The 18,683-nt window shown below is 72.2% G+C and carries 19 protein-coding genes; 14 read left to right on the top strand and 5 right to left on the bottom strand.

What is annotated here, in order from left to right; genetic code table 11:
- Positions 1–120 precede the first annotated feature (120 nt).
- The 4 genes from ACZ6JY_RS27285 to ACZ6JY_RS27270 all read left to right on the top strand — a co-directional run bounded on the left by ACZ6JY_RS27285 (position 121) and on the right by ACZ6JY_RS27270 (position 3,334).
- Positions 121–258, top strand: a complete 138-nt coding sequence (locus tag ACZ6JY_RS27285; RefSeq protein ID WP_469199819.1) for a hypothetical protein — start codon at positions 121–123, stop codon at positions 256–258.
- Positions 259–324: 66 nt separating this feature from the next.
- Positions 325–999: a trimeric intracellular cation channel family protein gene (locus ACZ6JY_RS27280; RefSeq protein WP_469199817.1), complete on the top strand. Its 675-nt coding sequence runs from the start codon at positions 325–327 to the stop codon at positions 997–999.
- An 87-nt stretch (positions 1,000–1,086) separates the two neighbouring features.
- Positions 1,087–1,956, top strand: a complete 870-nt coding sequence (locus ACZ6JY_RS27275; protein ID WP_469199815.1) for a thioesterase family protein — start codon at positions 1,087–1,089, stop codon at positions 1,954–1,956.
- 289 nt (positions 1,957–2,245) lie between these two features.
- Positions 2,246–3,334, top strand: a complete 1,089-nt coding sequence (locus tag ACZ6JY_RS27270; protein WP_469199813.1) for a helix-turn-helix transcriptional regulator — start codon at positions 2,246–2,248, stop codon at positions 3,332–3,334.
- Here the strand turns inward: ACZ6JY_RS27270 and ACZ6JY_RS27265 are convergent.
- Entirely contained in the window at positions 3,294–4,139 is an 846-nt protein-coding gene (locus tag ACZ6JY_RS27265) for an alpha/beta fold hydrolase (RefSeq protein WP_469199811.1), read from the bottom strand. The genes ACZ6JY_RS27270 and ACZ6JY_RS27265 overlap by 41 nt on opposite strands.
- A 132-nt stretch (positions 4,140–4,271) precedes the next feature.
- The gene (locus tag ACZ6JY_RS27260; RefSeq protein ID WP_469199809.1) at positions 4,272–4,925 is read right to left on the bottom strand and encodes a TetR family transcriptional regulator; all 654 of its coding nucleotides are present in this window, start codon (positions 4,923–4,925) and stop codon (positions 4,272–4,274) included.
- A gap of 191 nt (positions 4,926–5,116) precedes the next feature.
- Between ACZ6JY_RS27260 and ACZ6JY_RS27255 the strand changes: the two genes are divergently transcribed.
- The 3 genes from ACZ6JY_RS27255 to ACZ6JY_RS27245 all read left to right on the top strand — a co-directional run bounded on the left by ACZ6JY_RS27255 (position 5,117) and on the right by ACZ6JY_RS27245 (position 6,907).
- Positions 5,117–5,272 carry a hypothetical protein gene (locus ACZ6JY_RS27255; RefSeq protein WP_469199807.1) on the top strand — a complete coding sequence of 52 codons (156 nt, stop codon included), beginning with the start codon at positions 5,117–5,119 and terminating at the stop codon, positions 5,270–5,272.
- Between the two features lie 199 nt (positions 5,273–5,471).
- Positions 5,472–5,690 carry a DUF4190 domain-containing protein gene (locus ACZ6JY_RS27250; RefSeq protein WP_469200114.1) on the top strand — a complete coding sequence of 73 codons (219 nt, stop codon included), beginning with the start codon at positions 5,472–5,474 and terminating at the stop codon, positions 5,688–5,690.
- A 47-nt stretch (positions 5,691–5,737) separates the two neighbouring features.
- Positions 5,738–6,907, top strand: coding sequence for a cysteine desulfurase family protein (locus tag ACZ6JY_RS27245; protein ID WP_469199805.1), 1,170 nt, complete (start codon positions 5,738–5,740; stop codon positions 6,905–6,907).
- 42 nt (positions 6,908–6,949) lie between these two features.
- Here ACZ6JY_RS27245 and ACZ6JY_RS27240 read toward each other — a convergent pair whose 3' ends face one another.
- Positions 6,950–7,675, bottom strand: coding sequence for an N-acetylmuramoyl-L-alanine amidase (locus tag ACZ6JY_RS27240; RefSeq protein ID WP_469199803.1), 726 nt, complete (start codon positions 7,673–7,675; stop codon positions 6,950–6,952).
- Between the two features lie 67 nt (positions 7,676–7,742).
- Between ACZ6JY_RS27240 and mnmA the strand changes: the two genes are divergently transcribed.
- Complete coding sequence (gene mnmA / locus ACZ6JY_RS27235; protein ID WP_469200112.1) at positions 7,743–8,882, top strand: tRNA 2-thiouridine(34) synthase MnmA; 1,140 nt, start codon at positions 7,743–7,745, stop codon at positions 8,880–8,882.
- 16 nt (positions 8,883–8,898) lie between these two features.
- Here mnmA and ACZ6JY_RS27230 read toward each other — a convergent pair whose 3' ends face one another.
- Complete coding sequence (locus tag ACZ6JY_RS27230; RefSeq protein WP_469200110.1) at positions 8,899–9,834, bottom strand: NADP-dependent oxidoreductase; 936 nt, start codon at positions 9,832–9,834, stop codon at positions 8,899–8,901.
- A 134-nt stretch (positions 9,835–9,968) separates the two neighbouring features.
- Here ACZ6JY_RS27230 and ACZ6JY_RS27225 point away from each other — a divergent pair, with 134 nt between their 5' ends.
- On the top strand, positions 9,969–11,006 hold the full coding sequence (locus tag ACZ6JY_RS27225) for a GlxA family transcriptional regulator (RefSeq protein WP_469199801.1): 1,038 nt from the start codon (positions 9,969–9,971) through the stop codon (positions 11,004–11,006).
- Here ACZ6JY_RS27225 and ACZ6JY_RS27220 read toward each other — a convergent pair.
- Positions 10,987–11,322 carry a DUF427 domain-containing protein gene (locus ACZ6JY_RS27220; protein WP_469199799.1) on the bottom strand — a complete coding sequence of 112 codons (336 nt, stop codon included), beginning with the start codon at positions 11,320–11,322 and terminating at the stop codon, positions 10,987–10,989. The two genes, ACZ6JY_RS27225 and ACZ6JY_RS27220, sit on opposite strands and share 20 nt — an antisense overlap.
- Before the next feature lie 104 nt (positions 11,323–11,426).
- Between ACZ6JY_RS27220 and ACZ6JY_RS27215 the strand changes: the two genes are divergently transcribed.
- From ACZ6JY_RS27215 to ACZ6JY_RS27195, 5 genes are all read left to right on the top strand, one after another.
- Positions 11,427–11,972 carry an LOG family protein gene (locus ACZ6JY_RS27215; RefSeq protein WP_469199797.1) on the top strand — a complete coding sequence of 182 codons (546 nt, stop codon included), beginning with the start codon at positions 11,427–11,429 and terminating at the stop codon, positions 11,970–11,972.
- Positions 11,973–11,979: 7 nt separating this feature from the next.
- Positions 11,980–12,678, top strand: a complete 699-nt coding sequence (locus ACZ6JY_RS27210) for an SDR family oxidoreductase (RefSeq protein ID WP_469199795.1) — start codon at positions 11,980–11,982, stop codon at positions 12,676–12,678.
- Complete coding sequence (locus ACZ6JY_RS27205; protein WP_469199793.1) at positions 12,675–13,685, top strand: methionine synthase; 1,011 nt, start codon at positions 12,675–12,677, stop codon at positions 13,683–13,685. Before ACZ6JY_RS27210 ends, ACZ6JY_RS27205 begins: the two co-directional genes overlap by 4 nt.
- A gap of 30 nt (positions 13,686–13,715) precedes the next feature.
- On the top strand, positions 13,716–15,899 hold the full coding sequence (gene ligA, locus ACZ6JY_RS27200) for an NAD-dependent DNA ligase LigA (protein ID WP_469199791.1): 2,184 nt from the start codon (positions 13,716–13,718) through the stop codon (positions 15,897–15,899).
- Between the two features lie 311 nt (positions 15,900–16,210).
- Positions 16,211–18,547 carry a putative bifunctional diguanylate cyclase/phosphodiesterase gene (locus ACZ6JY_RS27195; protein ID WP_469199789.1) on the top strand — a complete coding sequence of 779 codons (2,337 nt, stop codon included), beginning with the start codon at positions 16,211–16,213 and terminating at the stop codon, positions 18,545–18,547.
- The last annotated feature ends 136 nt before the right edge of the window (positions 18,548–18,683 follow it).

Genomic DNA, 18,683 nt, shown 5'->3' with positions numbered 1-18,683 from the left:
AGCAAGTCGACCCGGGAGAAGTACGCGCCCGGGTCATGTACATGCCCTAACGGGAGAGTGCAGAGTCTGCGTGTCCGTTCCATCGGACACCCCATCGGAACGTGTTCGAAGGGAAGACTCATGGCACTCTCCCGTTCGGCGCGTCTGGGCACACTCGCGACCGCGGCGCTCTCGTTCTGTCTGATCGCCGCCGCCCCCGCGCCCCACCCCGGCTCCGACGGCGTCGGCGACCCGTACTTCCGGCGTCGTAGGCGGTAGAGGTGGGCGGAGAGGGCGGTAGAGGTGGGCGGAGAGGGCGGGGTGCGGCTCAGGTAAGAATGGCGCGTGCTCCAGGATCTGTTCACTCCCTCCGTCCAGCACGCGCTCGACATCGTGGGAATCTTCGTCTTCGCGATCTCCGGCGCGCTGCTCGCCGTGCGCAAGAACTTCGACGTCTTCGGCATAGCCGTGCTCGCCGAGGTCACCGCGCTGGGCGGCGGGCTCTTCCGCGACCTGGTCATCGGGGCGGTCCCGCCGGCCGCCTTCACCGACCTCGGCTACTTCATCACCCCGCTCTTCGCGGCCCTCCTGGTCTTCTTCCTCCACCCGGAGGTGGAGCGCACCCAGCTCGCGGTGAACGTCTTCGACGCCGCCGGGCTCGGACTGTTCTGCGTGACCGGCACGACCAAGGCCTACGACTACGGCCTCGGCCTCACGGCGTCGGCCGCCCTGGGGCTCATGACCGCGGTGGGCGGCGGCGTGCTGCGTGACATCGTCGCCAACGAGGTGCCTTCGCTGGTCCGCTGGGACCGTGACCTGTACGCCGTGCCCGCGATCGTGGGCGCCACGATGGTCGCCCTCTGCATCCACTACGACCAGCTCACGGGCCTCACGACCACCGTCGCCATCCTGACGGCGTTCACGCTCCGGCTCCTCGCGATGCGCTACCACTGGCGGGCGCCAAGGGCCTGGCACCGCCGCTCGACGGCGGTGGAGCCGGACGTGGAGGAGACGCCGTGACGCGCGGCGGGGCTGGCGAGGTCGGGAGGCTCGGGGAGGCCACGGGGAAAGCTACCGCTCAGTAATCACATGTTGTACGTTGCTGTCATGGCAACGGCAGCATCAATTCCCGCATCGGTGCGCGCGAGCATCGGCGACAGCGAGTTCGACCGCGACACCGCGGTCGCCCGGCGCGAACCCGGCGTGTACGACATCGACCTCTCCGCCGGGTGGACGATCATCAGCGCCGTCAACGGCGGCTATCTCCTGGCCGTCATCGGCCGCGCGCTCGCCGACGCGCTGCCGCACGCCGACCCGTTCACCGTCTCCGCGCACTACCTCACCGCGTCGAGCCCCGGCCCCGCCGTGATCCGCACGGACGTGGTGCGCGCGGGACGCACGCTCTCCACCGGGCAGGCGTCCCTCTTCCAGTACGACGAGGAGGGCCGCGAGGTCGAGCGGATCCGCGTGCTCGCCTCGTACGGGGACCTCGGCGCGCTCCCCGAGGACGTCCGCACCACCGCCGAGCCGCCCGCGATCCCGCCGCTGGACCAGTGCTTCGGCGCGCAGGACGCTCCCGGCGACCGGCCCGTCCCCGGCAGTTCGGCCATCGCCGACCGCCTCTTCCTGAAGCTGGACCCCGCCACGCTCGGCTGGGCGCTCGGTGAGCCGTCCGGCAAGGGTGAGATGCGGGCCTGGTTCGGCCTCGCGGACGGCCGTGACGCGGACCCGCTCTCGCTGCTGCTCGCGGTGGACGCGCTGCCGCCGACCGCGTTCGAGATGGGCCTGACCGGCTGGGTGCCGACCGTGGAGCTCACGGTGCACGTCCGCCACCGCCCGTCCCCGGGACCGCTGCGCGTGGCGATCACGACACGCAACCTCGCGGGCGGCTTCCTGGAGGAGGACGCGGAGGTCTGGGACACCGAAAACCGCCTGGTCGCCCAGTCCCGCCAGCTCGCACGGGTCCGGCTGGGCTAGCTTGCGGGCGCGGGCCTCGCGGGGCCGTGGGCCTGGCGGGCCTTGGGGCGGTGGCCGCGGGGCCGTGGGCCTGGCTCGGTGGTGGTGCTGCGGGGCGCGGCTGTGGAAGGCCGGTGGCGGTGGTCGCCGGGGCGCGGGGTCTGAGGGGCCGGCCCGGGTGTCCGTCGGGGGTGCGGGATCTGGGCCCGGTGGTGTTCGCCGCGCCGGGGCGCGGACTGTGGAGTCCCGGCGGTGGTGGCTGTCGGGCGCGGGCTCCGGGAGCCCCGCGGCTGTGGGGGATGCTTGGTCGGTGAAGTCCGACCGGTTGCTCTCCATCCTTCTGCTGCTCCAGACGCGCGGGCGGGTGCCCGCTCACGAGCTCGCCGAGCGGCTGGAGGTGTCCGTCCGCACCATCTACCGTGACGTGGAATCCCTCTCCGCCTCCGGAATCCCGGTCTACGCCGAGCGCGGGCGGCACGGCGGCATCGAACTGCTCGCGGGGTTCCGCACCGACGTGACAGGGCTGACCGCCGACGAGTCGCGGGCCCTGTTCGTCCTCGCCGCCCAAGGGGCGCACGCCGCGCTCGGCCTGGACGCGGCGCTCGGCTCCGCGCTGCGCAAGGTCATGGCCGCGCTGCCGGAACCGCACCGCCCCGCCGCCGAGGTGACCAGCCGCCGCATCCTCGTCGACGCCTCACGCTGGCTGCGGGGGCCGGAAGCCACCGTTGACCTGGAAGTCCTGCGGGACGCCGTCTTCGCCGACCGCCGCATCGGCCTGCGCTACCGCCACAGCGGCGACGCCGTGCCGAAGGAGTACACCGTCGACCCGTACGGCCTCGTCTCCAAGGCCGGGGTCTGGTACCTCGTTGCCGATCTCGACGGTGCCCCGCGCCTCTTCCGCGCCGACCGGATCCGCTCGGCGGTCCTCACCGAGATGCCGGCCGTCCGGCGCCCCGGCGTCGAACTCTCCGACATATGGGCGGTGTTGAAGCGCCGAGTGGAGGACCGCCCCGGCGGCATCGACGTGACGGCCCGCGTCCGGCGCACCCGCTTCGACCAGTTCCTGCGGATGAACGGAATCGCGGTCACCGAAGTCCTCGACGGTGACGGGGACGGTGACGGTGACGGCGCGGGGGAGTGGGTGACCGTCCGCCTCACCTACGGAGTGGCCGGCGAGGCACGGACGCTGCTGCCCTTCGCCGACAACATCGAGGTCCTCTCACCGCCCGAGGTGCGCGACGAACTCGCCGGAGCGGCGGCGTCGGTCACCCGGCTGTACGCCCCGGACCCGTACGCCCCGGACCCGTACGCCCCGGAAGCCGCCACGGTCACCACCGCCGTCACCGCCGTCACCGCCGTCACCGCCGGCCCCGCAGGAAGCGGCCCAGCTCCGCGGTGAGTTCGGCGGGCGCGTCCTCCTGTACGAGATGGCCCGCCCCCTCGATCAGACGCAGCTCGGCACCGGGGATCGCCGAGGCCAGCTGATGGCCGAACTCCGGCGGAATCCAGGTGTCCTGCGCACCCCAGCAGATCAGCACCGGCAGGTCGAGCTCGCCGTATCTGCCCTGGATCTCGTCGGTGTAGCGCTGGTCGTTCTGTTCGATCTGGCGGTAGAACGCTGGCCTGCCCTCCTCGCTGCACCAGGGCTCCACCAGGCGGTCGAGCACCGCGGGGTGCAGTCCGAGGTGGCTCGCCGAACCCACGTACTCGCGTACGAGCGCCTCGTGCAGCTCGGGCGGGAGCTGCGCGAACACCCCGGCGTTGGCGCCGAGGAGTCGGTAGGTGGCCGTGCCCCACGGGGCGAGGGCGACCGCGTCGACGAGGGCGAGACGGTCGTAGCGGGCGCCGTGCAGCAGCCGCGCGCGCAGGGCGACGCAGCCGCCGAAGTCATGGGCCACGACGGCGGGCCGCTCAAGGCCCCAGTGGTCCAGCAGCTCGGTGAACACGCGGCCCTGCGCCGCGAGCGAGACGTCCTGCCCGTCCCGCATCTCCGAGGCGCCGTATCCGGGCAGGTCCCACACGTACACGCGGTGCTCGACGGCGAGGGCGCGGGCGACGCCCCGCCAGACGTACGACGAGAAGGGCGTGCCGTGCACGAGGACCACGGGCGGAGCGTCGGCGGGCCCGAGAGCCGCCCACCGGACGGTGCCCGAGGGGCCGGCGAAGGTGCGGTCGAGGGTCCAGGTGTCACGCGCGGTCGTCATGAGCGTAGAGGCTAGTTGCCCCTTACGGGAGAGTCGAGGGCATTGCGTCGGGCGGGCGAGGGCGAAACGTGGGCGCGGGTACGGGTACGGGTACGGGCGAGGTCGAGGGAAATGGCTCGGCCCTCCGAGTCCTCACCCGTGGCGTTCGTCCAGCCAGTGGCGGCGCCCCAGGCTGACGAGGCGGAGCTGCCGGCGCGCCGTGACCGCCACCCGCGCGGCGGCCTCGGGGTCGTCCCCGGCCTCCATCAGCGCCGAGGCGGTCATCACCATGTGGTCGACGTACATCCCGGCGAGCATCAGCAGATCGTCCTCGGCCCAGCCCGCCGCCCCGGGCTCGCGGGCGAACTGCTCCTTCACCTCCTGGGCGAAGAGCGCGAGCTGCCCGCGGATCGCGGCCCGCACCGGCTGTACGCCGCCGTGCTGCTCGCGGGCGATGAAGCGGACGTGGGCCGGGTGGGCGCGGACATAGGCGGCGATCAGCTCGACGGTGGCCGCTATGCGCTCCTCGCCGTCGTCGTCGCCCACGCGCTCGCCGGTCGCGGCGAGCAGTGCGGTGAGCGCCGTGTGCAGGCTGTTGAGCGCCTCCTCGACGAGCGCCACGCCCAGATCGGCCGTGTCGCGGAAGTGCCGGTAGAAGGCGGTGGGGGCGACGCCCACGGCGCGGGTGACCTCACGCAGGCCCAGGCTGCTGAGGCTCTGCTCGGCGAGGAGCTGGAGCGCGGCGTCCAGGAGCGCCTGCCGGGTCTTCTGCTTCTGGGCCTGCCGGGCGCCGAGGGTGTGACTCATGCCATGCAGTTAACAACTGTTCTCCCAGTTTTGAAAGCGCGGGAGCGAGTACTCTGAAGTCAGTGAACACTTGTTACCACAAGCGTTCACCGAACAGACCGCTCCCGTACGCACCGCATCTGTACGCACCGCATCTGTACACACAGCAATCCGTACGCACCGCATCGGTTCAACGAGTCGAGAGGGATCTCATGCTCTTCCTTGTCGCCGCCCTTCTTCTGCTGGGTGTCGCCATGGGTTCCGTGGCCCACGTCCCGCTGCCGGTCACCCTGGTCGCCGCCGCCGTCATCGGCGTCTGGCTCGTGGTCTTCGCGATCCGCGAGCGCAGCCGCGCGCGGCACCACTGAGCCGGGCGTCACCGCGGATCCGCACTCCACCTCACCTCCCAGGAGTCGAACCATGCAGCTCACCACCGAACGCGCGACGACCGACCGCCCCGAGACCGCCCCGGTGCCGGAGTCGGCATCGACTCCGACGTCGAAGCCCGAGGAAAGCGCCGCTTCCAAGCGTGCCTCGCTGCCCACCGGCCGGCGTGACACCGACGGCATGGCCGTCGCCTCCTTCGTTCTCGGCCTGGTCGGACTGCTCGTCCTGAACCTCTTCCTCGGCCCCGCCGCGATCGTCCTCGCGGGCATGGCCCTGTGGCGCGGCACCGCCCGCAGGGGGCGCGCGCTGCTCGGTCTCGGCCTCGGCGTGGCCGACCTGGTCGTCCTCGCCTCGCTCGTCGCGATGGACGGCACCGTGTCCTGGGGCATCGCGGGCTGACACCGTGGGGCGCCGGGTGCCGCACGGCTCGTAGAATCGTGCGCACCATGGCCTACTTCGACCACGCAGCGACCACTCCGATGCTCCCGGAGGCGATCGCGGCGATGACCGCGCAGATCGCCGTCACCGGCAACGCCTCCTCGCTGCACGCGGCGGGGCGGCGGGCGCGACGCACCGTCGAGGAGGCCCGCGAGACGCTCGCCGAGTCGCTCGGCGCCCGGCCCAGCGAGGTGGTCTTCACCTCCGGCGGCACCGAGGCCGACAACCTCGCGGTGAAGGGCCTGTACTGGGCGCGGCGTGACGCCGAGCCCACCCGCACCCGCGTCCTCGCGAGCCCCGTCGAACACCACGCCGTCCTCGACGCCGTCCACTGGCTGGGCGAGCACGAGGGCGCCACCGTCGAGTACCTCCCCGTCGACGCGTACGGCAGGGTCCACCCCGGTGCGCTGCGCGAGGCGATCGAGCGGAACCCCGACGACGTGGCCCTCGCGACGGTCATGTGGGCCAACAACGAGATCGGCACCATACAGCCGGTCCGCGAACTCGCCGACGTCGCGGCGGAGTTCGGTATTCCGCTGCACGCCGACGCCGTGCAGGCCTACGGCCAGATCCCCGTCGACTTCGCCGCGTCCGGACTCGCCGCGGCGACCGTCTCCGGGCACAAGATCGGCGGCCCGTACGGGATCGGGGCGCTGCTGCTCGGCCGTGAGTACAGCCCCGTGCCCGTGCTGCACGGCGGCGGCCAGGAGCGGCACGTGCGCTCCGGGACGCTGGACGTGCCCGCCATCGCCGCCTTCGCCGTGGCGGGGGAGCTCGCCGCCGAGCACCGGGAGCGGTTCGCCGCCGAGATCGGGGCCCTGCGCGACGATCTCGTGGCCGCGGTCCGCTCGGCAGTCCCCGAGGCGATCCTCGGCGGCGACCCGGCGCCCGGGGGCAGGCTGCCCGCCAACGCGCACTTCACCTTCCCCGGCTGCGAGGGCGACTCCCTTCTGCTGCTGCTCGACGCCCAGGGCATCGAGTGCTCCACGGGCTCGGCGTGCACGGCGGGCGTGGCCCAGCCGAGCCACGTCCTGCTCGCCACGGGCACCGACCCCGACCTGGCACGCGGCACCCTGCGCTTCTCGCTCGGCCACACGTCGACGAAGGCGGACGTCGACGAGGTGGCCGCCGCGATCGGCCCGGCGGTGGAGCGGGCACGGACGGCGGGCCTCAGCTAGATCCGGCCCCCGGCCAGGTCCGGCCTCAGGCCAGGTCCGGCCTCAGGCCTTGTCGGCCTTGTCCCCGGGCTTCGCCGACTCCGCTCTCCCCTTGGGCTCCTCCGGCCGGTCCCGTGCCTCGCGCACCAGGCGTATGTACCGGTCCCAGTCCCAGTGCGGGCCAGGGTCCGTGTGGTCCGTGCCCGGCACCTCCACGTGGCCGACGATGTGCTTCCGGTCCACGGGGAAGTCGTATCGCCTGCATATCCCGGCGGTGAGCCGCGCCGAAGCCGCGTACATCTCCTCCGTGAAAGAGGACTTCTGGTCCACGAAGCCCTCGTGCTCGATGCCGATGCTCCGTTCGTTGTAGCTCTTGTTGCCCGCGTGGAACGCCACGTCCAGCTCGCGGATCATCTGCGCGATGTGGCCGTCCTTACGGATCACGTAGTGCGCGGCGGCGCCGTGGCCCGGGTCCTTGAAGACGCGCAGGGCCGTGTCATACCCACCCTGGACCACGTGGATCACCACGCGGTCGATGCCGTAGTCATCGGGGCGGTCCGCGCGCCGCCAGTTGTAGTCCGAGGCCGCGATCCACTGGACGCCCTTGGCGTCGACCTCGCCCTCCTTGCGCTTCTTGACCACGCCGGGCACCCGCCACCACAGCCGGCCCAGCTCGTCCTTGGCGAGCAGCGCGCTGCCCGCGGCCGCCGCCGCGCCGCCGATCAGCAGGGTGCGCCGGTCGATGCCGCCGCGCCCCGGCTTCTTCCCACTGTCGGTCTCTGCCCCCATATGATCGTCAACGCTTACTCACGGGCTTCCGGTTCCCGGAGCCCCGTACTCTGTTAGAGCTATGACTTTGACCGAGACCCCGCAGCGCCCCCAGCCTCCCCAGCGACCCCTCCGCGTCCTGGCCGCCATGTCCGGAGGCGTGGACTCCGCCGTCGCCGCCGCCCGTGCCGCCGAGGCGGGGCACGACGTGACGGGAGTGCACCTCGCGCTCTCGGCGAACCCGCAGTCGTTCCGCACGGGCGCGCGCGGCTGCTGCACCATCGAGGACTCGCGCGACGCCCGCCGTGCCGCGGACGTCATCGGCATCCCGTTCTACGTGTGGGACCTCGCCGAGCGGTTCCGCGAGGACGTGGTCGAGGACTTCGTGGCCGAGTACGAGGCGGGGCGCACCCCGAACCCGTGCCTGCGCTGCAACGAGAAGATCAAGTTCGCAGCGCTCCTCGACAAGGCGCTCGCCCTCGGCTTCGACGCGGTCGTCACCGGCCACTACGCCAAGGTGATCGTCCACGACGACGGCACGCGCGAGCTGCACCGCGCCTCCGACATGGCCAAGGACCAGAGCTACGTCCTCGGGGTCCTGGACGACCGCCAGCTCGCTCACGCGATGTTCCCCCTCGGTGACACGCTCACCACCAAGGAGGAGATCCGCGCGGAGGCCGAGGAGCGCGGCCTGGCCGTCGCGAAGAAGCCCGACAGCCACGACATCTGCTTCATCGCCGACGGCGACACCCAGGGCTTCCTCGCGAACCGCCTCGGCAAGGCCGAGGGCGACATCGTGGACGAGTCCGGGACGGTCCTTGGCACGCACGAGGGGGCGTACGGCTACACCATCGGCCAGCGCAAGGGCCTCCGGATCGGCACCCCCGCGCCCGACGGCAAGCCCCGCTACGTCCTGGACATCTCCCCGGTGAACAACACCGTGACGGTCGGCCCGGTGGACGCCCTGGACGTGACGGCCCTGACGGCCATCAGGCCCCGCTGGTGCGGCGCGGCCCCCGAGGGCCCGGGCACATACACGGCCCAGCTCCGGGCCCACGGCGGCGAGACGGCCGTCTCCGCCGAGCTGGTCGACTCCGAACTGCGGGTCTCCTTCGAGGAGCCCGTACGCGGCGTGGCCCCCGGCCAGGCGATCGTGCTGTACGACGGCACGCGCGTGGTCGGCTCGGCGACGATCGCGACGACGGAGCGGGCGACGGCGGCGGTGTAGCCACGCGGCGGGGGCGTCAGGCCACCCGCAGCACGATCTTGCCCTGTGTGCGGCCCTCTTCGCCGCGTATGTGGGCCTTGGCCGCGTCCTCCAGCGGCAGCTCCGTGTCGATCTCCACGCGGAGCCTGCCGTCGTCGACCAGGCGGGCGATCTCGAGGAGGCCGAGGCGGTCCGGCTCGACGAGGGTCCAGCCCGTGTGTACGCCGCGCTCCCGCGCGCGGGCGGGGTCCGGCAGGCCGCCGGGGTCGGGGAGGGTCACCAGGTGGCCGCCGAGGCGGATGACCTCCAGGGACCGTGCGCCGTACTCGCCGCCCACGCCGTCCAGGACGACGTCCACGTCACGCACCGCCTCGACGAAGTCCACGCGCGTGTAGTCGACGATCTCGTCCGCGCCGAGGCCGCGCAGGAAGGCGTGCTTGTCCTCGCGCGCCGTGCCGATGACGTACGCCCCGCACGCCTTGGCGATCTGCACGGCCAGGTGGCCCACGCCGCCCGCCGCCGCGTGGATGAGGACCCGCTGCCCGGCGCGCAGCCCCGCCGTCTCGACCAGGCCCTGCCAGGCCGTGAGCGCCGCGAGGGGCAGCGCGGCCGCCTCGACGTGGCTGACGCCCGTCGGCTTGGGCGCGAAGCGCCGGGCGGGGGCCGCGACGTACTCGGCGTAGCCGCCGGTCTGCTCGGGGAAGCGGGGCATGCCGAACACCTCGTCGCCGGGGCTGTAGAGGGTCACTCCGGGGCCCACCTCCTCGACCACGCCCGACACGTCGTAGCCGAGGATCGGGGTCTCTCCCCAAGTGCCGAAGGCGCCCTGTGCGCGCGTCTTCCAGTCGACGGGGTTGACGCCCGCCGCGTGCACCCGGACCAGGATCTCGGTGAGGCCCGGCTCGGGGCGGTCCACCTCCACGGGGACCAGGTTCTCGGGGCCGCCCCAGGCGCGGGGGCTCATGGCACGCATCTTCATGGTTCTGTCCTCTTCCGGTTCGGATCGATTCGGTTCGGTTCGGATCGATTCGGTTCGAGGATTCAGCGTGCGACGGTGCGGGCGGTCATGGTGCTGGCAGTTTGGCCATCATGTGACAGGATTCGGCCATGACCTCAGGGAGCAGACGACACCGCGTCGCCGTCCTCGCGCTGGACGGCGTGTACGCCTTCGAGATGGGCATCCCGCCACGGATCTTCGGAGCCGCCGAGGACGCCGACGGGCAACCGCTGTACGACGTCGTCGTCTGCACGGTGGACGGCCGGCCGGTGCGGACCGACGCCGGGTTCCAGGTACTGGCCGATCACGGCCCCGAGGCCCTCGCCGAGGCGGACACGGTGGTCATTCCGCCCACGGCCCGGCTCTGCGGCGGCACGACGGACGGCTTCCTGTCCGAAGCGGTCGCGGACGCGCTCGGCCGCGTAAGGCCGGGCACGCGCTGGGTGTCGTTCTGCACGGCCTCGTACGTCCTCGCCGCCGCCGGGCTGCTCGACGGGCGCCCCGCGACCACGCACTGGAAGGAGGCCGACCACTTCCGGCGGACCTTCCCACGGGTCGCGCTCGACGAGGACGTCCTCTTCGTGGACGACGGTGACGTCCTGACGGCGGCGGGCGTCGGCGCGGGCGTCGACCTCTGCCTGCACCTGCTGCGCCGCGACCACGGCAGCGCCGTGGCGCACCGCGTGGCCCGCTTCTGCGTCGTACCGCCGTGGCGCGAGGGCGGACAGGCGCAGTTCATCGAGCGGCCCGTCCCCGAGCCCACGCTCGCCACGACGGCCGCCACGCGCGCGTGGGCCCTCGAACGGCTCCACGAGCCGCTGCCGCTCGGCGAGTTGGCCGCCCACGCGCGGATGAGCCTGCGGACCTTCACGCGCCGCTTCCAGGAGGAGGTCGGCATGGCCCCCGGGCGCTGGCTGACCGCCCAGCGCATCGAACTGGCCAGGACGCTGCTCGAATCCAGCGACCTGCCCGTGGACGTGGTGGCCCACCGCGCGGGCTTCGGCACAGGGAACTCCCTGCGCCAGCACATGCGCGCCGTGCTCGGCGTCTCACCGGCCGCCTACCGCAGGACGTTCGCCGCGGACGGACGGCCGGCGGCCCGCGCCGGCCGTCGCCCCGCCCCGGTGGCTACCGCCCCGGCTCCGTGACGTCCGTCTCGTAGAAGCAGAAGTGGTCCTTGATCTCGGCCACGTCCGGGTTCGGCTCCGGATAGGCCCACACGGCGTCGGCCGCGCCGGGGAGCGACCAGTAGGAGGCCGTTCCCTTGAAGGGGCAGTACGTGTGCGTCTCCGACGCGGACAGGAGCTCGGCGCGCACGTCCTCCGGCGGGAGGTAGTACCGCACCGGGCAGCCCGTCTCGTGCAGCAGCAGGGGGCGCCCGCTCTCCGCCACGACCTGCCCGTCGTGCACCACGCGTACGTGGTGGGTGCCCCGCTCGATGGTGATCCGGTGTCCTGCGGTCACTGCTCGGCCTCCTCGATGAGTACTCTTCCCCTGTCAGCGTCCGCCCGAGCCGCCTTCTTCCCGGCCAGGCGACCGTTGTCGGAGCCGGACCGTACCGTGAGCCCATGAACATCTGCGTCTTCCTCTCCGCCGCCGACCTCGACGACCGCTACACCCGCCCGGCCCGCCAGTTCGCCGAGCTGCTCGGCAAGGGCGGGCACACGCTGGTCTGGGGCGGTTCCGAGAGCGGTCTGATGAAGGTCGTGGCCGACGGCGTGGACCAGGCGGGAGGGCGGCTCGTCGGCGTCTCCGTCGACTTCCTCGCCGCCAGGGCGAGGGCCGTCTCCGAGCCCCACGAGATGGTGATCGCGCGGGACCTCGCCGAGCGCAAGGCGCTGCTCCTGGCCAAGGCCGACGCGATCGTGATCATGGTGGGCGGCACCGGCACGCTCGACGAGGCCACGGAGATCCTTGAGCTGAAGAAGCACGGCAAGCACACCAAGCCCGTCGTCCTGCTGAACTCCGAGGGCTTCTACGACGGCCTGAAGGAGCAGTTCCGGCGCATGGAGGACGAGGGTTTCCTGCCCCTCCCACTGACCGACCTGGTCTTTTTCGCCGAGGAGCCCGTGGGCGCGCTGGCCTACCTGGAGGAAACACAAGGCACCCGGTGATGCGAGCATGGCGGGTATGGCAACACATGTGATCACCGGGGCGGGCTCCGGCATCGGCGCGGCCGTCGCCCGCCGTCTGCACACACGCGGCGACGACCTCGTCCTGCACGCGCGGGACGCGGGCCGCGCCAAGGAGCTCGCCGCCGAGTTCCCCGGCGCGAGCACGCTCGTCGGCGACCTCTCCGACCCCGACAAGCTCTCCTGGGCCTTCGGGCACCAGTCGCTGCCCGAGCAGGTGGACTCCCTGCTGCACATCGCGGGCGTCGTCGACCTCGGCCCGGTCGGCGAGCTCACCCCCAAGACCTGGCGCCACCAGCTCAACGTCAACCTCATCGCCCCCGCCGAGCTGACCCGGCACTTCCTTCCCCAACTGCGTCTCGCGCAGGGGCACGTCGTCTTCGTCAACTCGGGCGCGGGCCTCAGCGCCGGCCCCGAGTGGTCGGCCTACGCGGCCTCCAAGCACGGCCTGAAGGCCCTCGCCGACTCCCTGCGCCAGGAGGAGCACGGCAACGGCGTCCGGGTCACCTCGGTCTACCCGGGCCGCACCGCGAGCGCCATGCAGGTCAAGGTCCACCAGCAGGAGGGCAAGGAGTACGACGCCTCCCGCTGGATCGACCCCGAGTCGGTCGCCACGGCGATCGTCATGGCCCTGGACCTGCCGCGCGACGCGGAGGTCAACGACCTGACGGTGCGGCCGGGACGATGAACGCGTTCGACTGGGGCCCGGCGACCGGCGTCGGATCCATGCCGGGCGGCGACGCCCGCGAGGCCGCGAGAACCGTCACCGGCAGCTTCGAGGGGCCCGAGCAGGGCATCCCGTTCCTCGCCGAACTGCCCGCGCGCGGCCCTGGCGCCGACATGATCGGCCGTACCGCGGGCATGCTCGTCGACCTGTACGCGCGCGTGGAGCCCAGCGGCTGGCGGATCGGCGACCGGCCAGGGCGGGACACCCGGCGCGCCAGGGCCTGGCTCGGCGAGGACCTCGACGCCCTGGAGGAGTTCACCCAGGGGTACGAGGGCCCGCTGAAGATCCAGGCCGTTGGCCCGTGGACGCTCGCCGCGGCCCTTGAGCTCAGGAACGGCCAGGCCGCGCTCTCCGACCCCGGCGCCTGCCGCGACCTCGCCGGATCGCTCGCCGAAGGCCTGCGCGAGCACCTCGCCGACGTACGCCGCAGGGTGCCGGGCGCCCAGGTGGTGCTCCAGCTCGACGAGCCCTCGCTCATGCCGGTGCTGCGCGGACAGGTCAAGACGGCCAGCGAGTACCGCACCCACCGGGCCGTGGACCGGCAGGCCGTGGAGAGCACCCTGCGCGACGTCCTCGCCGTCCAGGGCGAGGGGGCCACGGTCGTCCACTCCTGCGCGCCCGACGTCCCGTTCGCGCTCCTGCGCCGCGCCGGGGCCGCCGCGATCTCCTGCGACTTCTCGCTGCTCACCGAGCGTGACGACGAGGCGATCGGCGAGGCGGTCGAGGCCGGCACGCGGTTCCTCGCCGGTGTCGTGCCGGGCGTGGACGGCCGATTGTCAGACCCTGCCGGTAGCGTCATGGGTGTCAGGACGCTGTGGCGCAGGCTGGGGCTGAATCCGGGATCGCTCGCGGAGTCGGTCGCCGTCACCCCGTCGTGCGGACTCGCGGGGGCTTCTCCCGCGTACGCACGCGAGGCGCTCGCCCACTGCGTCCGGGCGGCGAGATCGCTCGCAGACAACCCTGAGTAATTGGGTATGACGTAACGGGAGGACGAAACGGTGGCTGTCGAACAGCAAGGCTCTGTGCCCGCCGAGGCACGGGATCAGCATGCCCAGCTGGCCGAACAGATCGAGGAGCACCGCTTCCGGTACTACGTGAAGGACCAACCGGTCGTCAGCGACGCGGAGTTCGACAAGCTGCTGCGCTCCCTGGAGGCCCTGGAGGAGGAGCACCCGGAGCTCCGTACGCCGGACTCGCCCACCCAGAAGGTCGCGGGTGCGTACGAGACGGAGTTCACGGCGGTCGAGCACCGCGAGCGCATGCTCTCGCTGGACAACGCCTTCGACGACGAGGAGCTCGCCGCCTGGGCGGACCGCGTCGCCAAGGACGTGGGCGCGCCGGGGTATCACTTCCTGTGCGAGCTGAAGGTCGACGGCCTCGCGGTCAACCTGACGTACGAGCACGGCAGGCTGACCCGCGCCGCCACCCGCGGCGACGGCCGCACCGGCGAGGACATCACGCCGAACGTCCGCACGATCACGGACATCCCCGAGCGCCTCAAGGGCGACCGCGTCCCGGACCTCGTGGAGATCCGCGGCGAGGTCTTCTTCCCGATGGAGAAGTTCGAGGAGCTCAACGCCCGCCTGGTCGAGGCGGGCGACAAGCCCTTCGCCAACCCCCGCAACGCGGCGGCGGGTTCCCTGCGCCAGAAGGACCCGCGCGTCACCGCCACGCGCCCGCTGCACATGGTCGTGCACGGCATCGGCGCCCGTGAGGGCTTCGACATCGACTGCCTCAGCCACGCCTATGACCTGCTGAGCGAGTGGGGCCTGCCCACCGCCAAGCACAACAAGGTCGTCGACGACCTCCAGGGCGTCCGGGACTTCATCGCGTACTTCGGGGAGCACCGTCACTCCGTGGAGCACGAGATCGACGGTGTCGTCGTCAAGCTCGACGAGATCCCGCTCCAGGGCCGCCTCGGCTCCACCTCGCGCGCCCCGCGCTGGGCCATCGCGTGGAAGTACGCGCCCGAGGAGGTCAACACCAAGCTGATCAACATCCGCGTGGGCGTCGGCCGCACCGGCCGCGTCACGCCGTACGCCCAGGTCGAGCCGGTCACCGTGGCGGGCTCCGAGGTCGAGTTCGCCACCCTGCACAACCAGGAAGTGGTGAAGAAGAAGGGCGTCTTCATCGGCGACACGGTCGTCATCCGCAAGGCCGGCGACGTCATCCCGGAGATCCTCGGCCCCGTCGTGGACCTGCGGGACGGCACCGAGCGGGAGTTCGAGATGCCCGCCGAGTGTCCCGAGTGCGGGACGGCGCTGCGGCCCATGAAGGAGGGTGACATCGACCTCCGCTGCCCCAACGCCCAGTCGTGCCCGGCCCAGTTGCGCGAGCGCCTCTTCTACCTCGCGGGACGCAAGTCCCTCGACATCGAGAACTTCGGGTACGTCGCCGCGGCCGCGCTGACCAGACCCCTGGAGCCCGCCGAACCGCCGATCCTCGACGAGGGCGACATCTTCGACCTCAAGGTCGAGGAGCTGCTCCCCATCAAGTCCTACGTCCTCGACCAGGACTCCGGGCTGCCCAAGCGCGACCCCAAGACCGGCGAGGAGAAGGTCGTCACCTTCTTCGCCAACCAGCAGGGCGAGGCGAAGAAGAACACCCTCGCCATGCTGGAGAACATCGCGGCGGCCAAGGAGCGACCGCTCGCCCGCGTCCTCACGGGGCTCTCGATCCGGCACGTCGGCCCGGTGGCCGCCGAGGCGCTGGCCCGTGAGTTCCGCTCCATCGACCGCATCGAACAGGCCACGGAGGAGGAGCTGGCCGGGGTGGAGGGCGTCGGCCCGACCATCGCGGCCTCCCTCAAACAGTGGTTCACCGAGGAGTGGCACCGCGACATCCTCCGCAAGTGGCGGGCGGCCGGGGTGCGCATGGAGGAGGAGTCGAGCGGCGAGGACGAGGGCCCCCGCCCCCTGGAGGGCCTCACGGTCGTCGTCACCGGAACGCTTGAGCACTACACCCGGGATGGCGCGAAAGAGGCGCTTCAGACGCGGGGCGCCAAGGTGACCGGTTCCGTTTCGAAGAAGACGTCCTTCGTGGTCGTGGGGGACAACCCGGGTTCCAAGTACGACAAGGCGATGCAGGTGAAGGTTCCGGTTCTCAACGAGGAAGGCTTCGTTGTGCTGCTGGAACAGGGACCGGACGCGGCGAAGGAAGTCGCGCTTCCGACCGAGGAGTAGCGGTTGAAGGCCACCCGTTCGGCGCATACCAGATGCATACGGGTGGCCGGGTCGCATTCGGGCAACCGTGGTCGACCGCTGCCCGTGGAAGCCTTCTGCGGCCTACTGTTGAGGTGTGCGCCTGCCGTGCCCCGCTGCGAACGGGGTATCTCCTGCTCATCAAAGAGCTTGGAAGGGGGCATCCCCTACTCGGAACGAGTGAAGAGGCAACCGCCCGCTCGTCAGGAGCGTGGGGACGGAAGAACCGGACGCGGCCGACACCAGGCCGAGTCCACAGGGCGTGGGCACCGCCGGCTGTGAGAGGGACGGGAATGGAACCGACCGAAAGCGCCGCCCCGGACTCACGGCTGCGCGCGCGCCAGTGGCGCGCGCCGAGCACCTGGCTGCGGGGCCGCCGCACATCACCGACCACCGGCACGGGCGCGCCGGGCACAGCCGTGGCGGGAAGCACGGCGGGCAGGCTGAGCACGGCCATCGAGCCCCGCGAGCGGGCGTGGACCTCCGCTCCCGCACGGGGCACCGAGAACACCGTCCTGGCGGGCGACCCGGGCGAGCACGAACCCCGCGAGCCCTGGCCGCTGTTGCCCGTCCTGGTCGTCACGGCGGCCGCGTTCCTGCTCGGCGCCGGGTTCTTCCAGGCACTGGCGGACGGCCACGCGCTCTTTCCCTCCGGCACGGCGGGCTGGTCGCTCGCCATCCTCACCGGCCTCATCGTCGGCCATCTCGTCGCCCTCGGCAGGGACCGCTGGTGGGGCGGCACGGGCTCCGGAGGCGCGCTCACCGTCGCCGTGCTCCTGCTGTACGGCTGGATGCCCGCCGGCATGGTCAGCCTCACCGTCGTCGTCCTGGTCGGCGTCGCGCGCAGACACCGCTGGCGCCAGGGCATCCTGCACGGCGCGGTCGACATCATCGGCATCGGCACGGGCGCGCTCACCATGGCCGCCTTCGGCACGGCACCGACGTCAGACTCGCCCTGGCGGCCCGAGACCTGGGACCTGTACACCGCACCCGAAGTGGCCCTGGTCGCCGTGGCCTACCTCGTGGTCACCCGAGTCCTGCTCTGGTACGTGCACGCGCCCAGCACCGGCGCGCTGCCGACCGTCACCCGAACGGCCCTGGTCCGGCAGGGACTTCTCGGCATCGCGCTGCTCGGCATCGCCCCGCTGATATGCGTGGTGGCCATCTCCCTGCCGATACTGCTGCCCCTCTTCGCGATCCCGCTCGTCGCCCTCGACTCCACCCTGTGGATCGCCCGCGCCCGGGCCGAGGAGCAGCTCCGCGACCCGCTGACAGGCCTGCCCAACCGGCAGTGGCTCCTGGAGCGGACCTGGACGGCCCTGGACGACGCCGAGCGGATCGGGGCGCGTTCGGCCCTGATGCTGATCGACATGGACCGCTTCCGTTCGGTGAACGACACCCTCGGCCACCTGGCGGGGGACCGGCTGCTGTTGCAGATAGCGGACCGGCTGCGGCTCGCGCTGCCGCGTGGCGCCGAGGCGGCCCGGCTCGGCGGCGACGAGTTCGCCGTACTGCTGCCCATCGCCGACTCCACGACGTCCGCCACGCGCGTGGCGCGGCAACTGGTCGCCGCGCTGGGCTCGCCGCTGGACCTCGACGGCCTCACCCTCGTCCTGGAGGCCAGCGCGGGCCTCGCCGTCTTCCCGGACCACGCGGTGGACGCGGAGGGGCTGCTGCGGCGGGCGGACGTGGCGATGTACCAGGCGAAGCGGGACCGCACGGGCGTCGAGGTGTACGAGTCGAAGCGGGACTCCAACACCCCCGACCGCCTGGGCCTCCTCGGTGACCTGCGGCGGGCCCTCGACGCGGGTGACGTGGAACTGCACTATCAGCCGAAGGTCCGCTTCGACGGCAAGGTGGCGGGCCTGGAGGCGCTGGTGCGCTGGGTGCACCCGGAGCGGGGCAAGGTGCCGCCGGACGAGTTCATAGCCATCGCCGAGTCCTCCGGGCTGATGCCGCACCTGACGGAGTACGTCCTGGAGACGGCCCTCGGCCAGGTCGCGAAGTGGCAGGCGATGGGTCTCAAGGTCCCCGTCGCGGTCAATGTCTCGCCGCGTGACGTGCACACCCCCGGCTTCGCCGGAGCCGTCGCGGCACGCCTCGCCCGGCACGGGGTCCCCGCGGGGGCGCTGCAACTGGAGATCACGGAGCACGTGCTCCTGGAGGACCCGCAGCGCGCCGCGGACACGCTGGCCGGGCTCACCGGGCACGGCGTGAAGATGTCCCTGGACGACTTCGGTACGGGGTACTCCTCGCTGGTGCATCTGCGGCGGCTGCCCGTGAGCGAGCTGAAGATCGACCGGTCCTTCGTGGCCCGGCTGGCCGTGGACAACGAGGACGCGGAGATCGTCCGCTGCACGGTGGACCTCGCGCACTCCCTCGGGCTGCTCGTGGTCGCCGAGGGCGTCGAGGACGACGAGACGTGGGAGCGGCTGCGTGACCTCGGCTGCGACGCGGTGCAGGGGTGGCTGGTCGCCGCCGCGATGCCCCCGGAGGAGACGACCGCGTGGCTGCGGGCGCGGGGCTCACGGGGCTGGCGCCGGCCCGTGGACGTGGCGGCGGAGGCAGCGGCGCTGGCCTCGGCCGAAGGCTCCGAGGCCGAGCAGTCCTCGGACCACGTGGTGAACTGAACCCCCGCCCGGCCCCAGCGACACCGCCGACCGCCAAGCCGGGCGAGCCCACCGAGACGACTCCCACCGCCAAGCCGTACGAGCCCGCCGAAAACCCGGACGCACCCCGCCCCCGAACGCCCCGGACCAGGCCCAC

The organism is Streptomyces sp. NPDC046335, assembly GCF_055587985.1.
Note: the sequence above shows the minus strand (reverse complement) of the source record. Positions and strands in the feature narration are given on the sequence as shown.

Coding starts and splice junctions, on each gene's coding strand:
- ACZ6JY_RS27285 (WP_469199819.1), top strand. CDS start 121: ATGGCACTCTCCCGTTCGGCGCGTCTGGGCACACTCGCGACCGCGGCG.
- ACZ6JY_RS27275 (WP_469199815.1), top strand. CDS start 1,087: ATGGCAACGGCAGCATCAATTCCCGCATCGGTGCGCGCGAGCATCGGC.
- ACZ6JY_RS27265 (WP_469199811.1), bottom strand. CDS start 4,139: ATGACGACCGCGCGTGACACCTGGACCCTCGACCGCACCTTCGCCGGC.
- ACZ6JY_RS27260 (WP_469199809.1), bottom strand. CDS start 4,925: ATGAGTCACACCCTCGGCGCCCGGCAGGCCCAGAAGCAGAAGACCCGG.
- ACZ6JY_RS27255 (WP_469199807.1), top strand. CDS start 5,117: ATGCTCTTCCTTGTCGCCGCCCTTCTTCTGCTGGGTGTCGCCATGGGT.
- ACZ6JY_RS27250 (WP_469200114.1), top strand. CDS start 5,472: ATGGCCGTCGCCTCCTTCGTTCTCGGCCTGGTCGGACTGCTCGTCCTG.
- ACZ6JY_RS27245 (WP_469199805.1), top strand. CDS start 5,738: ATGGCCTACTTCGACCACGCAGCGACCACTCCGATGCTCCCGGAGGCG.
- ACZ6JY_RS27240 (WP_469199803.1), bottom strand. CDS start 7,675: ATGGGGGCAGAGACCGACAGTGGGAAGAAGCCGGGGCGCGGCGGCATC.
- ACZ6JY_RS27230 (WP_469200110.1), bottom strand. CDS start 9,834: ATGCGTGCCATGAGCCCCCGCGCCTGGGGCGGCCCCGAGAACCTGGTC.
- ACZ6JY_RS27225 (WP_469199801.1), top strand. CDS start 9,969: ATGACCTCAGGGAGCAGACGACACCGCGTCGCCGTCCTCGCGCTGGAC.
- ACZ6JY_RS27215 (WP_469199797.1), top strand. CDS start 11,427: ATGAACATCTGCGTCTTCCTCTCCGCCGCCGACCTCGACGACCGCTAC.
- ACZ6JY_RS27210 (WP_469199795.1), top strand. CDS start 11,980: ATGGCGGGTATGGCAACACATGTGATCACCGGGGCGGGCTCCGGCATC.
- ACZ6JY_RS27205 (WP_469199793.1), top strand. CDS start 12,675: ATGAACGCGTTCGACTGGGGCCCGGCGACCGGCGTCGGATCCATGCCG.
- ACZ6JY_RS27195 (WP_469199789.1), top strand. CDS start 16,211: ATGGAACCGACCGAAAGCGCCGCCCCGGACTCACGGCTGCGCGCGCGC.